Here is a 19441-nt window from a genome sequence, read left to right on the forward strand (position 1 = left end):
CCCACCCCCGCGCCCCCCCCCCCGCCCGCCCCCCCCCCCCGCCCCCCCCCCGGGGGGGCGGGGGGGGCGGGGCCCCCCCCCCGGGGGGGGGGGGCCCCCCCCCGGGGGGGGCCCCCCCCCCCCGCCGGCTGCGCTCAGAGCAGGTGGAAGCCCCGGGCGATCTTGAGCGCCTCGCTGCGGCGTGAGGCCGCGAGCTTGGTGTACAGGCTCGACACGTGGGTCTTGACCGTGTTCTCCGAGACGAACAGCGCCGCGGCGATGTCCGCGTAGGTGGCGCCCCGGGCCAGCTCGTTGAGCACCTCCCGCTCGCGCGGGCTGAGGGCCGGGGGCACGAGCGCCTGGGCGACGTCGTCGAGCTCGCCCGGCGTCGCCGTCACCGACGCGTAGAGCGCCGTGACGTCGGGGCGTCCCGAGGCCGTTGCCACGAGGTCGCTCAGCCACCCGGAGCCGACCCGCTTGGCCAGCCGCCGCAGGAGCGTCTCGATGGGCGTGCCCTGGCGCGTCCAACCCAGGAACGGCGCGGCGTTCCTGCGCGACTCGGTCACGGCGATCGCCTCCGCGAGGCGGTCGCCGGAGCCCGCCGGGTCGCCGAGCGCGTCGAGGAGCTGGGCCTCGCAGGCCAGCGCGAGCGCACGCGTGGGCGGCTGCGAGTAGGTGGCGTCCGCGGAGGCGGCCTCGAACGCCGCGGCGGCGACCCGTCGGTCACCGTCCCGGTCGGCGTGCAGACCCTGCACGAGAGCGGACTCGCCCACGGCGTCGAGCAGCTCGAGGGAACGGTGCAGGGAACGGAGCGTGTCGCGGTCGTTGGCCAGCGCCGCCACGAACGCCCGCTCGACCAGCAGGGCGACGCGCAGGTGGTCCGGGAGCTGGTCGTCCGTGAGCCGCAGGCACTCCCCGGGGCCGGAGAGGATGCGCTGCGCCCCCGCCACGTCGCCCGCGAGCACCTGCAGGCGGGCGTCCCAGATCCGGAACCAGAAGCGCGTGCACAGGTCGCCGCTGTGATAGCGCGGGCTCGCCGCCTGCTCCGTGGTGGTCTCGCGCGGGGACGGCACGTCGAGCAGGCGGGCGAGGAGCTGCGCGAGGCCCGCCCGCGCCGCCACGACCTGCCCGCCGCGCGTCTCCGGCGCGCCCGTGGTGTCGAGCACCTCCGTGGCGAGCTCGGTGCACGCGCTCTCGCGCCCGCGCATGTACTGGGTGAAGGCGAGGTGGCTCAGGGCGCACGTCCCGAGCGGCGCCAGTCCCTGGCTGCGGGACAGGCTGACGGCGAGGGTCAGGTTGGTCTCGGCCTCCGTGAGCTCGCCGAGCCAGTTCTGCAGCACGCCGAGCTCGGTGGCCAGCACCGGCAGCACGTCCGCGTTCGCCTCCCGCACGGCGGGGCGCGCCTGCGACGCGGCGAGCACGCGCTTGGCGTGGCCGACGGCGGCGTAGGCGGGCTCCAGCGCGAGCGCCGCCCGCCAGAGGCGTACGCAGGCGAGGCGCGCGTCGAGGCCCTCGGGATGACCGGGCAGCCAGGAGTGCGGCCGGCGCCGCCCGCCGAGCAGCCGGTCGCCCCAGTGCCGCGTGCCCTCGACGTCGTCCCGGAGCCAGCAGCCGAGCGCGATGGCGAACCATGTGTCGGGGCGGCCGTCGACCGTCTCGGGCTCGGTGCGGACGAACTCGTCCACCTCGTCGGGCCCGCACAGGCTCAGCACCATCCGCACCCCGTCGCGGGCCAGGACGTCGGCGGCCTCGCCGGGCGCGCGGACCCGGACCAGCCGGGCGAAGGCGTCCGACGGGTTGCCCCGGGCCACGTCGAGCCCGACCGCGCGGACGACGGTGGCCCGGGCCCGGGCTGCCTCGACGCCGCCCGCCGTCAGCCGCTGCCGGACGATCTCCACCAGGAGGGGGTGCACGCGGAACTCGTCGGCCCCCGCGCACCGCTCGTCGCGCCGCACCAGGAGGCCGGTGTCCTCCAGCTCCGCGAGGATCTCTCCGGCGTGCTGGTCGTGGGCCAGGTGGGCGGCCGTCGGCACGCTCACCGCGCCCTCGCCCGCGACGCACAGCAGCAGGTGCCGCTGCCGGGGGCTGAGGGTGCCGAAGACCTCGCCCGCCACCCGGTCGGCGAGCGGTGCCGTGTCGTGGGAGAGCAGGCGGGCGGCCATCACGGGGTCGGGCGCCGCGCCCACGCCACGGGCGGCGAGCACCGCGGCGGCGCACCACCCGTCCGCGTGCCGGTGCACGGCGTCGGCCACCCGCGGGTCGTCGGTGCGGGCGTGGCCCGCGACGAGGGCGGCGTTCTCGGCGTCGCCGAGCCGCAGCAGGTCGCCCCGCAGGAACGTGAAGTGGCCCAGGAGCTCCGGGACCAGCCGGGTCAGCGGCAGGGTCCAGCGGCTCAGCAGGAGCACCCGCAGCGAGGTGGGCGCGGAGCTGAGGCGCTCGTCGAGGTGGTGCAGGGTCGCCCGGGGCAGCAGGTGGGCGTCGTCGACCACCACGAGCGGCGGGCCGGCCCCGGCTCCGGGGTGGCTCGTGCCGTCCAGCGCGGCAGAGAGCCGGTCGGGTGTCCAGGAGGCGTCGGCGTCGATCCATACCGCGTCCCGGGCGCGGCCGGAACCGGTGTGTCGCAGCCAGCCGGCGACGCCCAGCGTCTTGCCGGCACCCGCGGGCGCCACGACGAGGGACACGGCCCCCTCGACCGCCTCGTCCAGCCGCTGCCAGAGGCGGGGGCGGGGCACGTAGACCCGCGGGAGCGCGGGCATGGACCGGTCGGGCGGAGTCCCACGGCCGTGCGGGCCGGGCATCGTGGGTGCGACCCCCGGCCGCGAGGCGGTCGTCGTACGGGCTCGCGCGGCGACCGGGCTCGATGTCGTGCGCATACCTGGGCGTCCTCCCACTCGAAGGTGGCGGCCGCCCCCTGGCCGTCCGATGGTGGTGCGGGACGTCACGGACCAGACATGGCGCTTTCTGAAACGTGAATGTCGTGCACCCGAGAATTCATCAACGCTCTGCAGCAATGATGCCCGGCATTCGTTCGCGGTGCCTGGTGGCAGGGTTTTTCACCCGCTCCTCATGCCCTTTCCGGCTCGGCGAGAAGCGTGCACAACGCCCAGATCACGGCAACGTTGAACGCGAGGACGACAATGCTCCAAATGGGGTAGTACGGCAAGAATGCAAAGTTGGTGATGCTTGCGACCACGGCGAGAACAATTCCGACCATATACGCCCAGGCGCGGCCGGCGAGAACACCGATCCCCGTCGCGAGCGCTATCGCGCCCACGACGATGTGCACCCAGCCCCAGGTGGTCACGTCGAGCTGGTACACGTACTCGACGCCGGTCAGGTACACGGTGTTGGCGGCGACCGCGGCGATCCCCTGGAGGATCTGGAACAGCGCCACCATGATGAGCATCGTCCCGGCGAACCCGGAGGTGGTGAGCGCCACCGACGGCGGCGGGCCGTAGGCGGCCACGGGTGTCATGCCGGGATACGGGTCGGACCCGGGCGTGCGTGCTTCGGACATGGTCTGGCTCCTCGGTGCGGGTCAGTCCTCGGCGAAGACCTCGCGGAGGGCTGCCTCCTGCGTGGCGTCGAGGTTGGTGAAGATGAGCTCGGGCGGTTCCTGCCCGGCGAACGCGTCGTGGATCTTGTCGACCACGGCGTCCGAGGACATGACGAACAGCGCCGAGGTGCCGGGCGTGATCTCGTCCCGGACGCGGTTGATGAAGCCGTCGTCGATGCCGACGTCGGTGAGGGCGCCGCTCAGGGCGCCCGTGGCGGCGCCGATCGCGGCGCCGAGCAGCGGGACGAAGAACAGGAGCCCGAAGAGCATCCCCCAGAAGGTCCCGCCGAGAGCCCCGGCACCCGTCGTGGAGGCGAGCTGACGAGTCTTCGGCTTCTTCGCACCCTCCTCCCAGCGCACGGTCGCCGCGTCGTGGACGGAGATGAGGTTCTCGCGGGCGAGCTGCTGGATCGTCGTCGACGCGGTGTCCGCCCCGTCGGCGCTCTTGAACTTCCAGACGGTCAGCGTTGCCTGAGCCATGGGATGCTCCTTCGGGATCACGTGGACTGCCCTGACCCCGCCACTCCAGCCGCCCCGCGGGTCCCGGGCCTCACCCGTTCCCGGTGAACCTGGTCACCCGCGGCCGGCGTCGGGACGGACGGCGTCGTCCAGCGTGGTGAACAGCGGCGGCTCGCCCTCCTCGCCGGACCGCGCCAGGACGTCGCGCACCTGGCCGATGCCCTCGGCGAGGGCCAGGTCGGCGCCGTCGCGCCGCAGGTCCTCGCGCAGCTGTGCCAGCATCGCGGCGGCGGTCACGTCGACGGACGGCGTGGCACGGCAGTCCAGCACGACGAGCCGCAGCCCGTCGGTCCCCGTCGCGAGGTCCCGGACCTGGGAGCGCACGTACTCGGCGTTGGCGAACATCAGCGGCCCCTCGACCCGGACGGCGAGCACGTGCGGCACGGTGGGGTAGCCGGGGTTGCGTCGCGCGTCGACCCAGGGCCGGCCCGGCTCGTCGCCGACGGGGGCGAGCACGGTGATGCGCGGCCGCGACGTCCGGGCGAGCAGCAGCACCAGGGACACGGCGACGCCGATGACCAGACCGGGCAGCGTGTCGAAGACCAGGACGCCCAGCAGAGCGGCCCCGGCGGCCATGAAGTCGGCGCGTGCGGTGACCTGGTAGACGCGGGCGATGCGCCCCGTCCGCACGCGCCACAGGCGGCGCAGCGAGCGGACATCGACCAGCTCCACGACGGCGGCCACCACGACGGCGGCCAGGGTCGCCAGCGGGAGCTGCTCGAAGATCCCGGTGAGGAACAGCAGCGTGAGCACCGTGAGCGCTGCGGCAGTCAGCGCCGACACCTGGGACCGCGCCCCCGCGCTCGCGTTTACCGCGGTCTTGGACAGGCTCCCGTTGACGACCATGCCCGAGAGGAACCCGGAGCCGAGGTTCGACAGCCCGAGGCCGATCAGCTCGTGGTTGGGGTCCACGTCGTAACCCTCGCGGGCGGCGTACGTCTTGGCCGCGCCCAGGCCCTCCGCGAAGCCGATGAGCATCAGGCCGACCGCGCCACCGAGGAGCTCGGCGAACTGGGTGGCGCTCACGTCGGGGACACCGACCTGCGGCAGCCCCGAGTCGATGGGGCCCACGACGGCCAGGCCGCTGTCGGTGAGTCCGAGCAGCACCGTGGCGCCGATCGCCGCCAGGACCACCACGAGCGATCCCGGCAGGAACGGCATGGTGCGGCGCACCAGGACCAGGGCCGCCAGGCTCGCCAGGCCGACCGTCACGGTCAGCGCATCGACGTCGCCGAGCCGGCCCAGCAGCGCCCACGTCTTCTCGAAGAAGCTGCCTGAGCCGCCCTCGACGCCGATGAGATCGGGCACCTGACCGATGATGATCGTCAGGGCGAGGCCGATGATGAACCCCTTGAGCACCGGCTCGGAGATGAAGGCGGCGAGGAAGCCCAGCCGGAGCAGCCCCGCCAGGATCGCGACGACGCCGGTGGCGAGCGCGAGGGCGACGGTCAGTGTCACCGGGTCGCCGTCGCTGCCCGCGACACCGGCGACGATGCCCGCGGACAGCGCGGCCGTCGCCGACATCGGGGACACGACGAGCTGGCGGGACGTGCCCGCCAGGGCGTAGAGCGCCAGGGCCGGCACCGCGGCGTAGAGGCCCACGACCGGCGGCACGCCGGCGATGGCGGCGTACGCGAGCGCCTCCGGGACCAGCACCGCCCAGACGGCCAGGCCCGCCACGACGTCCGGGCGCACCCACGCACGCTGGAACCCCGTGAACGACGGGGCGAGGAGTCTGGTCACCGACAGTTCCTCTCCGGTGGGCGGCACGACCGGTCGGCGTCGACCGTAGGCGCGGGCCCGCGCGGGCCAGGTCACCCGGAAGGGGTGACACCTCCCGTGTTGCGGTGGGCGATGGTCGGCGCATGGGCGACCTGCTCGCACAGCTCGTGCCGGAGATCCTGGGCCTCGCCGTGACTCCCGCGGCGATCGTCGCGTGCCTGCTGCTGCTCGGGTCGCACCGCCCGTACCGCAACGTCGCGGTGTTCGGCGGGACGGTGATGGTCGTGTACGCCGTGCTCGGTGCGGTGGTGCTGTCCCTCGGCCGCACCGCGGGCACGCAGGAGACGGCCGACCCCGGTACCGTCCGCGGCTGGATCGGTCTCGTCGTCGGCGTGCTGTTCCTGGCCGTCGGTGTGCTGGCGCTGGTCCGGGCGAGGGCCGCGCCGCCCGGGCCCCCGTCCGGTGCCGAACCGGAGGTCCCGGGATGGGCGCGTCGCCTGGCGCAGCCGACCACGCGGGTCCTCGTGGTCAGCGCGGTGGTGCTCGCGCTCGTCAACCCGAACGTCGCGATCTTCCTGTCCGGCCTGGGGATGGTCCTGACCGCCGACGTCACGGTGGCCGAGCAGGCTGCCGGGGTGCTGGTCCTCGTGGTAGCCAGCGTCCTGGACTACGTGATCCCCACCGCGTTCTACGCCGCCACGGGCCTGCCCGGGCGCCGGCGGCTGACGGTGATGCGGTTCTGGCTCGTGCACCACGACCGCGCGATCGGGGCCGCCGTGCTCCTGGTCTTCGGCGCGCTCTTCACGGTGCGTGGCCTGGTCCAGGTGCTCGGCTGAACCGGCGGCCTACCCGTCCCGGGGCCCGGACCGCACCCAGCGTCCCTGGGCGACGCGCCCGGCGACCGCCAGCGCGATCCACAGGGCCAGGACCAGGACGACGCCCGCGCTGGAGGTCGGCCGCCACAGCTCGCCCGCGACGCCCGCCCAGAGGCGCCCGACACCGGAGAGCACCAGCGCCGCGCCGCCGAGCGCCGTGGCCCACACCAGGAACGGCCGCTCGAAGCGGCGGGCCAGGAGTGCGCACACGAACGCCACGGCGGGTACCACGATCACCGCGAGCAGCACGTCGGCGCTGCCGCCCTGGACCAGGACGAACAGCCTGGCCCCGATGACGGCGCCCAGGCACAGGCCGCCGACGAAGAACAGGAGCCGTGCGACCAGCAGCGTCAGCACCGCCGCCAGCACGGCCCCGCCCAGGCCGATCAGCACGGCGGTGCCGGTGTCGGCGTCGAACGCCTCGGCGAGGGTCCAGGCCACGCCGAACCCGGCGGCGAGCACGGCCAGACGGACCGAGAGCGAGCCTGCCAGGCACAGGGCCAGGCCGACCAGGATGATGGCGAGGGCGGACATCAGCGGTCTCCGTCGGGTGCGGGGGAATCGGGCGCGGGGGAGCCCGGCGCGGGGAAGGGACCGGCGTCGTCCGCCGGGTCCACGCGGTGCACGGTGCCGTGCCCTGCGTCGTGCCCTGCGTCGTGCCCGGTGTCGCCGCCCGTGCGGTGGGCGGCGACGGCCTCGAGGGCGGCCCGCGTCGACTCGCCCAGGCGCGGCGTCGCCGGGCGCACGTGCACGCCGGCCAGGCCGCGCACCGTCCCGTCGCGCTCCCAGGAGGCGGCCAGGTCGGGGTCGACGCCGGTCAGGTAGAGCGAGCCGCCGGCCTCGTGCAGGGCGTGGGCGTAGTCGCCGGCCACCTTGAGGAACGTGGCGCCGAGCGTGGTCCGGCCGCGCAGGCGCAGGATGACCACGGGACCCTCGCGGTGCGCCGGACCCGGGGCCGGCGCTCGCGCGGCGCTCTCGTCCGCGTCGTGGTCCGGGGCCGCGTCCTGGCCCGCGACCGGGACGGGAAGCTGGCGCTGCAGGGTGCGGGCCCCGGCGTAGAAGAGGGAGCCGTAGGCGTCCAGGAGCACCACCTCGCCGGCGGACACCGCACGGGGCGGCCGGGACTCGACCGTGTGGCCGGCCTCGTCCCGCTCCAGGCGCACGACCTTGAGGTCCAGGGCCTCCTGGTTGAGCTGCAGGATGAGCGACACGATGACGCCGACGCCCACCGCCTGCGCCACCGGCAGCACCAGCACGGCGACGAACGTGGCCACCATGGCGAGCGCCGGGATGCGCCCGGCCCGCGCGACCGCGGCGATCTCGCCGGGCGAGACCGCCTTGGCGCCGGCGTAGACGAGCACGGCCGCGAGCGTCGGCATCGCCACCTTGCCCACCACGCCGGAGAACGCCAGGAGGATGATCGCCATCCAGAGCCCGGACCAGATCGCGGCCCAGCGGCTCGCCGCGCCCGCCGTCAGGTTGAGCGCCGTCTGCCCGACCGAGCCCCCGACCGGCTGACCGCCGAACAGGCTGGAGGTGACGTTGGCGACGCCCTGGGCGGCGAAGTCGCGGCGGGTGGAGCTGCGGGCGCCGCCAGGGTTCGGCACGGCCTCCGCGACGCCCGCGCCCTGGATCAGCACGAGGGCGGCCACGGCCGCCGCCCCGCCCACCAGCTCCGTGCTGAACAGGCGCAGCTCCGGCAGCACGGGTACCGGCAGACCGTGGGGGATGGCGCCGGTGTCCTCGACGAGGGCCACCGAGCCCGCGCCGAGCAGCAGCACGCCCACGGTGGGCAGCAGCAGGGCGACCAGGGAGCTCATGACCGACCAGCGCGTCAGCCCGAGCAGCACCAGGACCGCGAGCGCGGACGCACCGCACAGCGCGGCGGCCGGGACGGCGTCGGGCAGGTGGGTGATCGCGTACCACGCCTTGGTGACGGACACGGATCCCTGCGCGGAGATGCCCAGCAGGTCGGGGATCTGGCCGAGCACCATGTTCACGGCGATGCCCGTGAGGAAGCCGAGCATGACGGAGTAGGAGACGAACCGGATGTACCGGCTCAGACGCAGCAGCGCGGCGACGATCATGAGCCCTCCGGCCAGGAGGGTCAGCAGGATCATCGCGGCGGAGCGGTCCTCGCCGTCGTACCCGGCCAGGGCCGACCCGGCGGCCAGGGCCGCGGCGCTCGTGGTGGTGACCACCATGAGGCGGGTGGAGCTGGTCAGGCCGCCGGCGACGGGGCCGACGAAGGACGCGTACAACCCGTGGGCGGGGTTGACGCCGGCGAGCACGCTGGCCGCCATCCCGTCGGGCACGCTGGAGATCGCGCCCGGCAGCCCGGCGACGATGTCGTCGCGCAGATGCCGGCGGCGCGGCAGGACGTCGGCGCCCTCCTGCCGGACGCGTCGGCCGGCGCGCCGGACCGCCTGCCGCAGCCGCGAGCCGAAGAGCGAGGAGAGGTCGTGGTCGCTCACCCGCGGGTCACTCCCGCGACAGGGCGGCGGCGGCCTCGCGCTCCAGGTCGAGGTACTGCTCGTCGCTCACGTCGATGCCCACGCCCAGGAGCCGGCCGCCGGTGAACCGGAACGGCGCGCGGTACAGGCGGCTGACCGGGTCGGCGCTGTCGTACCCGACGCACAACCCGTCGCCGCAGAGCGTGAACTTGCCGACCTGCGCGCGCATCGGCCCGTCGGCGACCACGTCCTCGCCGACGTACAGGCGGGTCGTACCGATCGACTCCCCGTGGTCCCCGGCGGCCTCGCGCACGAACTCGACCCCGAGCGTGGTCTTCCCGGTGGGCAGCACGTCCGAGACGAAGACCTGCTCGGGCTTGATGCCCAGGAAGTTGTACACGTAGTGCAGCCGGTGGTCCGTGACGAACAGGGCGTGCCCGCCGAAGCGGGCCCCGTGGGCGAAGAGCACGCCCTCGGAGTCGGGCGTGAGCTCGACGTCGGCCACGATCTTGTACGAGCGGCCGCGCAGGTTGACGGCCACGCCCTCGGGGACCGGCGCGGCCTCCGGGTAGTAGACGTACCGGGTGCGGGGCGGCTCGGCCTGGGGGCGGTCGATCGTGAGCTGCTCGACGGCGGTCCGGTCGTCCAGCGGGAGCACGTTGTTCCGGTCCGCCTCCTCGAACCAGGCGGCGACCAGCTCGCGCAGCTTCTCCGGATGCTCGGCCGCGAGGTCCCGGGACTCGGAGCGGTCCTGGTCGACGTGGTAGAGCTCCCAGGCGTCCTGGTCGAACCGGCCGTGCCCGCTGATCGGGGCGTGCACCGCCGCGGCCTTCCAGCCGTCCTGCCAGACCGCCCGGGTACCGAGCATGGCGTAGTACTGCCGCTCCTTGGTGGTCCGTGCGTCACCGTCGTCGAAGCTGTACCGCATCGAGACGCCGTTCAGGGGGCGCTGCTCCACACCCCGGTAGGTGGCGGGCAGCTCGACACCCGTGACGTCCAGGATGGTCGCGACGATGTCGGTCGCATGGTGGTACTGGTGGCGCACGGCACCGCGCGCCCGGATCCCGGCCGGCCAGTGGACCACCATCGGGTCGCACGTGCCGCCCGCGTACTGGGCGTACCGCTTGAACATCTGGAACGGCGTGGAGAACGCGGCCGCCCACCCGGTGGGGTAGTGGTTGTACGTCTCCGGGCTGCCCAGGGTGTCCAGGTAGCCGAGGTTCTCCGCCAGGTCGTCCGGGAAGCCGTTGAAGAACTTGTTCTCGTTGACCGACCCGTCCGGGCTGCCCTCACCGGACGCGCCGTTGTCGGCGCAGTAGAAGACGAGGGTGTTGTCGAGCTGCCCCGTCTGCTCCAGGTGGTCGATCACCCGGCCGATCTGCACGTCCGTGTACTCGGAGAACGCCGCGAAGACCTCGGCCATCCGGCTGAACAGGCGCTTCTCGTCGTCGGTCAGCTCGGCCCAGGGCCGCACGCGGTCCGCGGGGTTGGCGGCGTCCTCGGGCATCGGGTTGAGCGGGGTGAGCTCCGTGCCCTCGGGCAGGATGCCGCGCTCGATCATGCGAGCCAGCACCCACTCGCGGTAGGCCTCGTACCCGTCGTCGAACATGCCGCGGTACTTGTCGATGTAGTCCTGCGGGGCGTGGTGCGGGGCATGGTTGGCGCCCGGGCAGTACCACATGAACCAGGGCTTGGAGGGGTTGGACGCTTTCTGGTCGCGGAGCATCCGGATCGCCTGGTCGGCCAGGTCCTTCGACAGGTGGTAGCCCTCCTCGGGGGTGTACGGCGGCTCGATGAACCGGTTGTCCTCCACGAGGTCGGGGTACCACTGGTTGGTCTCCCCGCCGAGGAACCCGTAGAAGCGGTCGAACCCCTTCTGCAGCGGCCACTCCGACCGGCTGCCGCCGCTGGAGATGTCCTCCTCGGGCACGTTGTGGTTCTTGCCCAGCCAGAACGTGGACCACCCGCTGTCCTGCAGGAGCTGGGCCACGGTGGCGCACTCCGCGGGCAGCCGGCCGGCCGCGCCGGGGAAGCCGTTGGTCGCCTCCATGATCGCGGCGCAGCGGTTGACGTGGTGGTTGCGGCCCGTGAGGAAGACCGACCGGGTGGGGGAGCAGAGCGCCGTCGTGTGCCACTGGGAGTAGGTGAGCCCGCCCGCCGCCAGGCGGTCGAGGGTGGGCATCGCGATGCGCCCGCCGTAGGCCGACCACGCGGCCATCCCCGTGTCGTCGTAGAGGATCACCAGGACGTTCGGCGCTCCGTCGGGAGCCTTCCTCAGGGTGAACGGTGCCCAGTCCGGCACCGAGTCCCGCACGTCCAGCTCGATCCGGCCCTTGAACGGCTCCGACATGGTCTCCACCTCATCTGCTCGACCGGTTGCGTCACGGCTCATGCTCGGCGTGCGCCGGGGCCGCCGGGTCACCCAGTTCGGGTGACGCCGCGCCCCCTGGGCGATGCCTAGCGTGGGCCGCACGGCCGCCGAGGCCGCCCTGGCGGAGGTGAGGAGCATGGGCGCTGCGATCGGTCAGTCGCTGCCCGTCGCGGTCGGTGTGCTGATCAGCCCGCTGCCGATCGTCGCGGTGGTGCTGATGCTCGTGAGCGGGCGGGCGCGGGCCAACGCGCTGGCCTTCGTGGTCGGCTGGTTCGTGGCCGTGCTCGCCCTCGTGGCCGTGGTCGCCCTCGTCGCCGGCAACGCCACGCCCGACGACGGCGGGCCCGCCACCTGGACCGGCTGGCTCAAGATCGTGCTCGGCGTCCTGCTGGTCGCCCTCGGCGTCCGGCAGTGGCGCGGCCGCCCCCGGGGCGACGCCGAACCGCCCGCCCCGGCATGGATGGCGGCGATCGAGCGGTTCACGCCCGCGCGGTCGGCCGGGCTCGCGGTGCTGCTCGGCGCGGTCAACCCCAAGAACCTGCTCCTGGTCGTGTCCGGCGGCGCGGCGATCGCGGCGGCGGCACCCGGGGACACGTCCGCGACCGTGGTCGCGGCGCTCGTGTTCGCCGTGGTGGCCAGCGCGGGCGTCGTGACTCCCGTGGTCATCTACGTCGCGCTCGGGTCCCGGGCCGGCCCGGTGCTCGACGAGCTGAGGTCGTGGATGGTCCGCAACAACGCGGCGATCATGGCCGTCCTGCTGCTCGTGCTCGGCGCCAAGATGCTCGGGGACGGGATTTCCGTCCTCTGAAATCCGCCGGGACCCCGGTGGTCGGCCGATCACCCCGTTCGTAGCGTCGAACGCGTCCAGCACCCGAGACGAGCGGGAGGAACCTGTGCCGGGTCGGAACAACGAGGCGGACGCCGCGTGACGGGCGCCCGCCGGCTCGTAGCGGCGCTCGCGGCCACCACCCTGGTGACCGCCGTCTTGGTCCCGGTCCTGCTGCCGGTCCGCGCCGCGGCCGCGACCCTGGAACCGTCCGGCCTGCAGACCGGGATGGCCCTGGACGGCACCACGGACCCGGCCGCGCCACCCGAGACGTTCAACTGGGGCGACTTCATCACGGACGTGCAGCCGGACAGCAGCTTCACGTTCACGCCGACCGGCCCGTACGTGACAGCCCAGGGAAACAGCTCCACGGGCGTGGTCCAGGGCAGCTTCGACTGGGACAACAGCTCCGCGGGCGCCGCCTGCAACGCCAACCCCGATCCCACCGGCGCGCCGCCGAGCCAGAGCCCGGGTACCAACCCGTGGCGGCCCGGGCCGTCCAACCCGAACGCCAAGGGCGACCTGTGCTCCACGGGCTACGGCGTCGAGGTCGTCACCACCCCGGCCGGTGCGCAGCACCCGATCCTCTACGGGTACTGGACGCGGTACGTCGGCAACGGTGAGGTCAGCGTGTTCCAGCACCTGGAGGGTCCGGGGCCTGGCCGGTGCGACGACGTGCTGCTGGAGTTCAACTACGCCTCGTCGGGTACGACGGTGGAGGTCGAGCGGTGGGTGCCGGCGGCGGGTGACGGCTGCGCGGACCCCCTCGGCGCGGGCACCTGGGTGGTGCAGCCCGGCACCGCCGACTTCGACTGGTCGGTCGGCGTGCGCAGCGAGGGCCCGCCATTGACCAACCAGTTCCAGGAGACGTTCGGTGAGTTCGCCATCGATCTCAGCTCGGCCGGGCTGTTCTCCCCGCAGGTGTGCTCCACGTTCCAGGTCTCGGAGATGTTCACCCGGACGGGGAACTCCGAGACCGCGAACATCCAGGACTTCGCCGACCACACGCCAGACCGCCTGAACATCTCCAACTGCGGCGCGCTCAGCGTCACCAAGGAGACCGTGCCGGACGTGGCCGGCACGGGGGACGAGTTCGGGTTCACGGTGGACAGCGACACGGGGCCGGTCCAGCCGGGCCCGCCGGTGGTGGAGACCCTGGACGGCACCCTCGCCGCGGGCGAGACCGTCACGTACCAGGACGTGCTGGCCGGTGACGGGTACTCGCTCACGGAGACCGACGCGCCACCGCCCTGGACCCAGGAGTCGGTCGTGTGCACCGCGGTGCCACCCGCGGGCGGCCCGCCGCAGCAGTACGTGCTCGACGACCCGTCCGACCGGTTCCCCGTCAGCCCGCAGAGCACCACGGACTGCGTGGTCACGAACTCGGCGGCCGTCGTCACCGTCACCAAGCAGACGGTCCCGGACGGGGCCGAGGGTGACTTCACGTTCGAGGTCACCGGGCAGGACCCGGTCACCCTGACCGACGGCCGGAGTGCGTCGTTCCCGGTGCCCGCGGGCGTTCCCGTCACGCTGACCGAGGGTGTGGCGGACGGCTGGCTGCCCCCGGAGATCGCGTGCACGGCGGACGCGGACCTGGCGGAGCGCTCGGCCACGGTGGTGCCCCTGGCCGGGCAGGAGATCGAGTGCACCTTCACCAACACCCGGCTCGGCACCGTCGTCGTCGCCAAGGAGGCGCACGGCGTGGACGGGCGCACGTTCGACTTCACGAGCGACATCCCGGGCGGCGAGGAGTTCTCGATCGAGGTGGAGCAGGGTGACGGCACCCTGTACGAGGAGGTGATCACCGACGTCCCGGCCGGCACCTACACGATCGAGGAGCTGACCGACGACGGCGACCCGGCGACCGTGCTGGCCGACCTCGCCTGCACCTACGGCGGCGCCGACCACTCGGGGGACCCGGCCACGCGCGCGATCGACCTCACGGTGCTGCCGGGGGAGACGGTGCGGTGCTTCTTCACCAACACGCTGCCCGGCTCCATCACGGTCATCAAACGGACCGTGCCCGTGGAGTACGACCAGGAGTTCGACTTCGTCCACACGCCGCCCGGCGGTGACCCGGAGCCGTTCACGCTCAACGGGAACTCGGTGCCGCCGAACGTCGCGCTCCGGACGTTCCTCGACCTCGACGCCGGGGTGCACACCATCACCGAGCCGGCCGACGAGCCGGGCTGGTCGCTCACCGACCTCGACTGCACCGAGGACTTCTGGGCGCCCACGGCGGACGGGCGGGGCGTCGCGGTGGACCTGCCCGCGGGCGGAGTCGTCGTCTGCTTCTTCACGAACGCGGCCGACGCCGCCACGGCGTCGGTCACCAAGACCGTGGCGGGCGGCGGGCCCGACCTGTCGTGGACGTTCGACTTCGAGCTGGTGGACCCGGGCGGCACCGTCGTGTCCCGGGCCGCGACCTCGGCATCGCCGACCGTCGAGTGGGACGGTCTGGTCCCGGGCGTCGAGTACACGCTGCGGGAGGGCGGCACGCCGCCGCCCGGCTGGACCCGGGGCGAGATCACCTGCACCGGCCTGGACGACCTGAGCCCGGCACCGGGGTTCCAGCTCGTGCTCACGCCGGGCCAGGTGCTGGACTGCGGGGCGGAGAACGCCGTGACGTCGTCGTCGATCAGCGTGGCCAAGGTGGCCACCGGGATCGGCGTGGACCAGCCGTGGGCGTTCGACCTGAGCATCGACCCCGTGCCGGCGGGCGGGACATCGCCGCAGACCGTCGCCGGTACCGGGCAGTCCGGCCGCACGGTGACCTGGACCGGGCTGGTCCCCGGGCAGGCGTACTCGATCACCGAGGAGCAGGTGCCCGGCTGGACGGGCGACGTGGAGTGCGACGGCGTCGAGGACGCCGACCCGGGCAGCCCGGGGCTGCAGTTCGTCGCGCCGGTGGGCGCGTCGGCGTCGTGCGAGCTCGTGAACACGGCTGTGCAGGGCAGCGGCACCCTGACGAAGACCGCGGTGGGCGGCGACGGCGAGTTCGAGCTCGTCCTGACCGACCTGGACGAGGCGGTGGACCCGGTGGTGGTACCCGTGACGACGGTGGACGGCACGGCGACGGTCGACCTGCCGCAGATCGTTCCCGGGGTGCGCTACTCGCTCGTCGAGTCCGGCACCGACGGCTGGGTCCAGGGCGCGCTGACGTGCACCGTCACGCCCGCCGACGGCCGGGAGCCGTTCGTGATCGACGACCTGGGCGACTTCTCGGTGAACCCCGGCGACGTGGGCGACTGCACCGCGGAGAACTTCCGGACCGGCACGATCGTGATCGAGAAGAACGTCACCGAGGGCGACGGCGAGTTCGGCTTCACGGGCGACTGGCTGGACCCGCCGGAGTTCACGATCGCCACCGAGTCGGGCACGGGGACGCGGACGTCCGCCGACGTGGCCCCCGGCTCGTACACGGTGACGGAGACCCCGTCGCCCGGCTTCGAGGGCACCGGCCTGACCTGCGTCGACAGCGACCCGGACGGCGAGCCGTCGAGCGCCGACGGGCTGGAGGGGGCGATCGAGCTGGACCCCGGCGAGACCGTGACCTGCACGTACACCAACGCGCCGTGGGGCAGCCTCAGCGTCGCGAAGACGGTGGCCGGCTGGGCCGACGGCGCGCCGTGGTCGTTCGACCTCGTGCTCACCGGGCCGGGCGGACCGGTGCCGCTCACGGTGACGGACCAGGAGCCGGTGGTGACGTGGCCCGACCTGGAGCCCGGCGCGGCCTACAGCCTGACCGAGCCCGACCCGGGCGCGGGCTGGTCGGCCGGCCTGACGTGCACCGGCACGCAGGACGAGGACCCCGGCGCCGACGGGTTCCAGTTCACGGCGACGGCCGCGACCGTGGTCTCGTGCGACGCGGTCAACACGGCGGCGCCCGCGGACGTGTCCGTGACCAAGACGGTGGTCGGCGCGGACCCGGGCCAGGAGTGGTCCTTCGACCTCGTGCTCACGCCCGACGACGCGACCGAGCCGGGCACGCAGACGGTCACCGGCACCGGCCCGGGTTCCGCGACGGTGTCGTGGACGGGGCTCGTGGCGGGGGGCGGGTACACCGTCGCGGAGTCGGATCCGGGCGACGGGTGGACGGTTGGCGAGGTCACCTGTGCCGGGCTGGCCGACGCTGATCCCGGGGCGGCCGGGTTCCAGCTCGTGGCGGAGGCCGGGGCGTCGGTGGAGTGCGCGGTGGTCAACACGGCGGGGCAGGGGCCTTCGCCGTCGCCCACGCCGTCGCCCACGCCGTCGCCCACGCCGTCCCCGACGCCGACTCCTACGCCGTCATCCACGCCGACGCCGTCCGTGCCGTCTTCGCCGCCGCCGTCGCCCGCGCCGCCGGACGGACCGGGCGGGCCCGGTGGGGCGCCCGGGGGCGGGACGGGGGTGGACGGCGGGCCAGGTCCGGGTGAGGCACCCGGTATCGGCGGGGACCTGCCCCTGACCGGAGCCGGTGTGGGCGGGATCGTCTCGGCGACGGTGGTGTTCCTCGTGCTGGGTTCGGCCCTGATGCTGGGATCGCGGGCCCGGCGGAGGTCGTGACCGGCCGTGCTCGGTGATGGCAGGCACCGGCGGGGCCGGTCTCAGCGGGCGGCGTCCGCGGCGGTCCGCAGGTCGGCGGCGAGGGCCTCGAGCTGCTCGGCGCGGTCGGCACGCTCCCGCAGCCGCAGCAGCGCCGAGGGGTGCGTCGTGACGACGACGTCGTAGGCCTCGCCGTCGAGCACCTGGCCGCGCTCGGTGCCGATCCGCACCGCCCGGCCCAGCACGGCGCGGGCCGCCGTCGCCCCGAGCGCGACCACCACCCGGGGCCGGACGGCGGCCAGCTCGGCCTCCAGCCACGGCAGGCAGGCGCGCACGTGCGCGACGTCGGGCGTGCGGTGCAGTCGGCGCTTGCCCCGTTCCGTGAAGCGGAAGTGCTTGACGGCGTTGGTGAGGTACACCTGGTCCGGGTCGAGGTGCGCCGCATGGAGGGCCTCGGCCAGGACCCGTCCGGCGGGGCCGACGAACGGCTCGCCCTCGCGGTCCTCGCGGTCGCCCGGCTGCTCACCGACCAGCGCCACGGCAGCGTCGGCGGGACCGGACGAGAAGACGGCCTGGGTCGCGGGCTGCCAGAGCTCGCAGCCGCGGCAGTCGTGCACGGCGGACGCGAGCGCGTCGACGTCGGCGTCCGCGGGGACCCACTCCTCGGCACCGGGGCGGTCGGTCCGGGCCTGCGGCATGATCCACCTCCTCGCTGCTCTCGCACCCAGCCTGCCCCGGCGCCCGTCTGCTCGCGACGTGAACCCGCAGCCAGGCCGAGGTGGAGCGTCCTGCGGCGTATGACAGGTGACGGGTGCGGTATCTCGCGTTCCGGGTGAATATGACCCGGTGCCGATAGCGACTGGTCAGCAGGGTGGGGCGGGGGCGCCCGGAGCGGGTGTCGGGGTAGCCGGCGTGGACATCGGGGGCACCGGCTCGCGCCTGCGGGTCGGCGGCGCCCCGGGCGGCCGGTCGTACGAGGTCACGGGGCCGCCGGCCACGGTCGTGAACGGACGCTCGACGGTGCCCGAGGTGGTGCGCGACCTGTGCCGCGGTTTCGCGGCGGAGTTCGGTGGGCGGCCGCGGGTGAGCGCCGCCGCGGTGGGGATGCGCGGGTTCCGGTCCCAGACGCAGGCCGGCAGCCTCGACCCGAACCGCGTGCACGACATCCTCGCGGAGGAGCTGCGCACCACCGCGACCGCCGTGGCTAGCGACGCCGTCACCGCCCACCTGGGCGCGCTGGGCTCGGGGCCGGGCGCGACGCTCGCCGTCGGTACGGGTGCGGTCGCGGTGGCCTGCGACGACGTGGGCCGGTGGCACCTCGCGGACGGGATGGGCCCGCACGTGGGCGACAACGGCGGCGGCGCGTGGATCGGACGGCGCGGGCTGGACGCCGCCGCACGGTCGATGGACGGCCGCCGCGTGGGGGCGTCGCCCGGGCTGGTCGAGTCGGCCGAGCGGCACTTCGGGCGGCGGGAGCGCTGGACGTCGGTCACGGACGTGTCGCTGTTCGCCGGGTTCGCGCCGCGGGTCATCCAGGCCGCGAGCAACGGCGACCTCGCCTGCCGCGAGATCCTGGACGAGGCGGCCCGGTCGCTGGCGGACGGCCTGTGCGCCGTGCTGAGCCACCCGGGCGTCGAGCCGGTGGCGGTCACCACCGGCAAGCTGATGACGCACGCGCCGGTGTTCCGCTCCATGGTGCTCCAGCACCTCCTGGAGAAGCGCGACGACGTCCGCGTGCAGCCCAGCGCCGGCATGCCGCTCGACGGAGCGCTGCACCTGGCGCGGATGCTCGCCGCGCACCCGGCGGTGGTCCAGGAGCACGTGCCGCTGCTCGCGGTACGCATCGGCGCGGCGCTCCGCCCCGACGACTCCATCACCATGCCCAAGGTGGTGCTGCCCGCCGTCAAGCCGCTCGTGCGCGACGCCGCCCCCACGGCCTGGGCGCTGGAGGTCCGCTCGGACTTCGAGTGGTCGGCCGACCAGGTGCCGCAGGACGGGCTGGTGCCGCCGGCGACGGCCGACACCGTCGTGCCCCTGACCGGTGAGCGACTGGTGGTCGGCCGTGCGTCGCGCAGCCGCGGCGTCGTGCCGGACATCGTCTGCGAGGACACCGGCGTCTCACGGCGGCACTGCGAGATCGCCTGGGTGGAGGGCGGCTGGAGCGTCATCGACCTCGGCTCGGCCAACGGCACGTACGTGGCCGCGCGCGGCGACGAGCTGCCCACGACGCCGCTGCGGCCGGGCGAGCGCCGGTGGCTCTCGGACGGCGACCGGGTCTACGTGGGCGGCTGGACCTGCCTGACGGCGCGGGCGGTCACGGCGAGCGTGCGCTGAGCCGGCTCGGGCGGGCTGTCCGGGGCGGGGCCTGGCGTGTGGCCCCTGTCTGTTCGGTCAGTTGACCCGCGCAGGGCTCCGTGTTCGGCCCCTTGCTTCGAGATCGGTCTGTCGATGGACCGATCTCGAGGCGAGGGGCCGAACATGGCGGCTGCGCTGGGGCGAGGGGCCGAACTCGCCGGTCGCGCTGGGGCGAGGGGCCGAACTCGCCGGCTGTGCTGGGGCGAGGGGCCGAACTCGCCGGTCGCGTTGAGGCAAGGGGCCGAACTCGCCGGCCGCGCT

The 19441-nt window shown here is 74.3% G+C and carries 12 protein-coding genes; 4 read left to right on the plus strand and 8 right to left on the minus strand.

The features are described 5' to 3' along the window. Nucleotides 1–134 precede the first annotated feature (134 nt). The 4 genes from ACIG47_RS05730 to ACIG47_RS05745 all read right to left on the minus strand — a co-directional run bounded on the left by ACIG47_RS05730 (nucleotide 135) and on the right by ACIG47_RS05745 (nucleotide 5797). Complete coding sequence (locus ACIG47_RS05730) at nucleotides 135–2852, minus strand: LuxR C-terminal-related transcriptional regulator (RefSeq protein ID WP_397429998.1); 2718 nt, start codon at nucleotides 2850–2852, stop codon at nucleotides 135–137. 191 nt (nucleotides 2853–3043) lie between these two features. Further along, nucleotides 3044–3496 carry a hypothetical protein gene (locus tag ACIG47_RS05735; RefSeq protein WP_397429999.1) on the minus strand — a complete coding sequence of 151 codons (453 nt, stop codon included), beginning with the start codon at nucleotides 3494–3496 and terminating at the stop codon, nucleotides 3044–3046. Nucleotides 3497–3517: 21 nt separating this feature from the next. Further along, the gene (locus ACIG47_RS05740; protein ID WP_397430000.1) at nucleotides 3518–4015 is read right to left on the minus strand and encodes a DUF1269 domain-containing protein; all 498 of its coding nucleotides are present in this window, start codon (nucleotides 4013–4015) and stop codon (nucleotides 3518–3520) included. A 93-nt stretch (nucleotides 4016–4108) separates the two neighbouring features. Continuing rightward, nucleotides 4109–5797, minus strand: coding sequence for a SulP family inorganic anion transporter (locus tag ACIG47_RS05745; RefSeq protein ID WP_397430001.1), 1689 nt, complete (start codon nucleotides 5795–5797; stop codon nucleotides 4109–4111). 122 nt (nucleotides 5798–5919) lie between these two features. Here ACIG47_RS05745 and ACIG47_RS05750 point away from each other — a divergent pair, with 122 nt between their 5' ends. After that, nucleotides 5920–6612, plus strand: a complete 693-nt coding sequence (locus tag ACIG47_RS05750; RefSeq protein WP_397430002.1) for a GAP family protein — start codon at nucleotides 5920–5922, stop codon at nucleotides 6610–6612. A 9-nt stretch (nucleotides 6613–6621) separates the two neighbouring features. On the opposite strand, the gene ACIG47_RS05755 is transcribed toward ACIG47_RS05750, so the two are convergent. Genes ACIG47_RS05755 through ACIG47_RS05765 form a run of 3 tightly spaced genes read right to left on the minus strand, consistent with a single transcriptional unit; the run spans nucleotide 6622 to nucleotide 11454 of the window. After that, nucleotides 6622–7185 carry a DUF4203 domain-containing protein gene (locus ACIG47_RS05755; RefSeq protein ID WP_397430003.1) on the minus strand — a complete coding sequence of 188 codons (564 nt, stop codon included), beginning with the start codon at nucleotides 7183–7185 and terminating at the stop codon, nucleotides 6622–6624. Further along, nucleotides 7185–9125: a SulP family inorganic anion transporter gene (locus ACIG47_RS05760; RefSeq protein ID WP_397430004.1), complete on the minus strand. Its 1941-nt coding sequence runs from the start codon at nucleotides 9123–9125 to the stop codon at nucleotides 7185–7187. The genes ACIG47_RS05755 and ACIG47_RS05760 overlap by 1 nt, the downstream gene beginning before the upstream one ends. Before the next feature lie 7 nt (nucleotides 9126–9132). Further along, complete coding sequence (locus tag ACIG47_RS05765) at nucleotides 9133–11454, minus strand: arylsulfatase (RefSeq protein WP_397430005.1); 2322 nt, start codon at nucleotides 11452–11454, stop codon at nucleotides 9133–9135. Between the two features lie 157 nt (nucleotides 11455–11611). Between ACIG47_RS05765 and ACIG47_RS05770 the strand changes: the two genes are divergently transcribed. Beyond that, nucleotides 11612–12283: a GAP family protein gene (locus ACIG47_RS05770; protein WP_397430006.1), complete on the plus strand. Its 672-nt coding sequence runs from the start codon at nucleotides 11612–11614 to the stop codon at nucleotides 12281–12283. 117 nt (nucleotides 12284–12400) lie between these two features. After that, entirely contained in the window at nucleotides 12401–16846 is a 4446-nt protein-coding gene (locus ACIG47_RS05775) for a hypothetical protein (protein WP_397430007.1), read from the plus strand. Between the two features lie 41 nt (nucleotides 16847–16887). Here the strand turns inward: ACIG47_RS05775 and ACIG47_RS05780 are convergent, their stop codons facing one another. Continuing rightward, nucleotides 16888–17679 carry a UdgX family uracil-DNA binding protein gene (locus ACIG47_RS05780; RefSeq protein ID WP_397430348.1) on the minus strand — a complete coding sequence of 264 codons (792 nt, stop codon included), beginning with the start codon at nucleotides 17677–17679 and terminating at the stop codon, nucleotides 16888–16890. A gap of 58 nt (nucleotides 17680–17737) precedes the next feature. Between ACIG47_RS05780 and ACIG47_RS05785 the strand changes: the two genes are divergently transcribed. Further along, nucleotides 17738–19159, plus strand: a complete 1422-nt coding sequence (locus ACIG47_RS05785) for an FHA domain-containing protein (RefSeq protein ID WP_397414440.1) — start codon at nucleotides 17738–17740, stop codon at nucleotides 19157–19159. Nucleotides 19160–19441: the final 282 nt, after the last annotated feature.

This window comes from Promicromonospora sp. NPDC052451 (genome assembly GCF_044547525.1).
GTDB lineage: Bacteria > Actinomycetota > Actinomycetes > Actinomycetales > Cellulomonadaceae > Promicromonospora.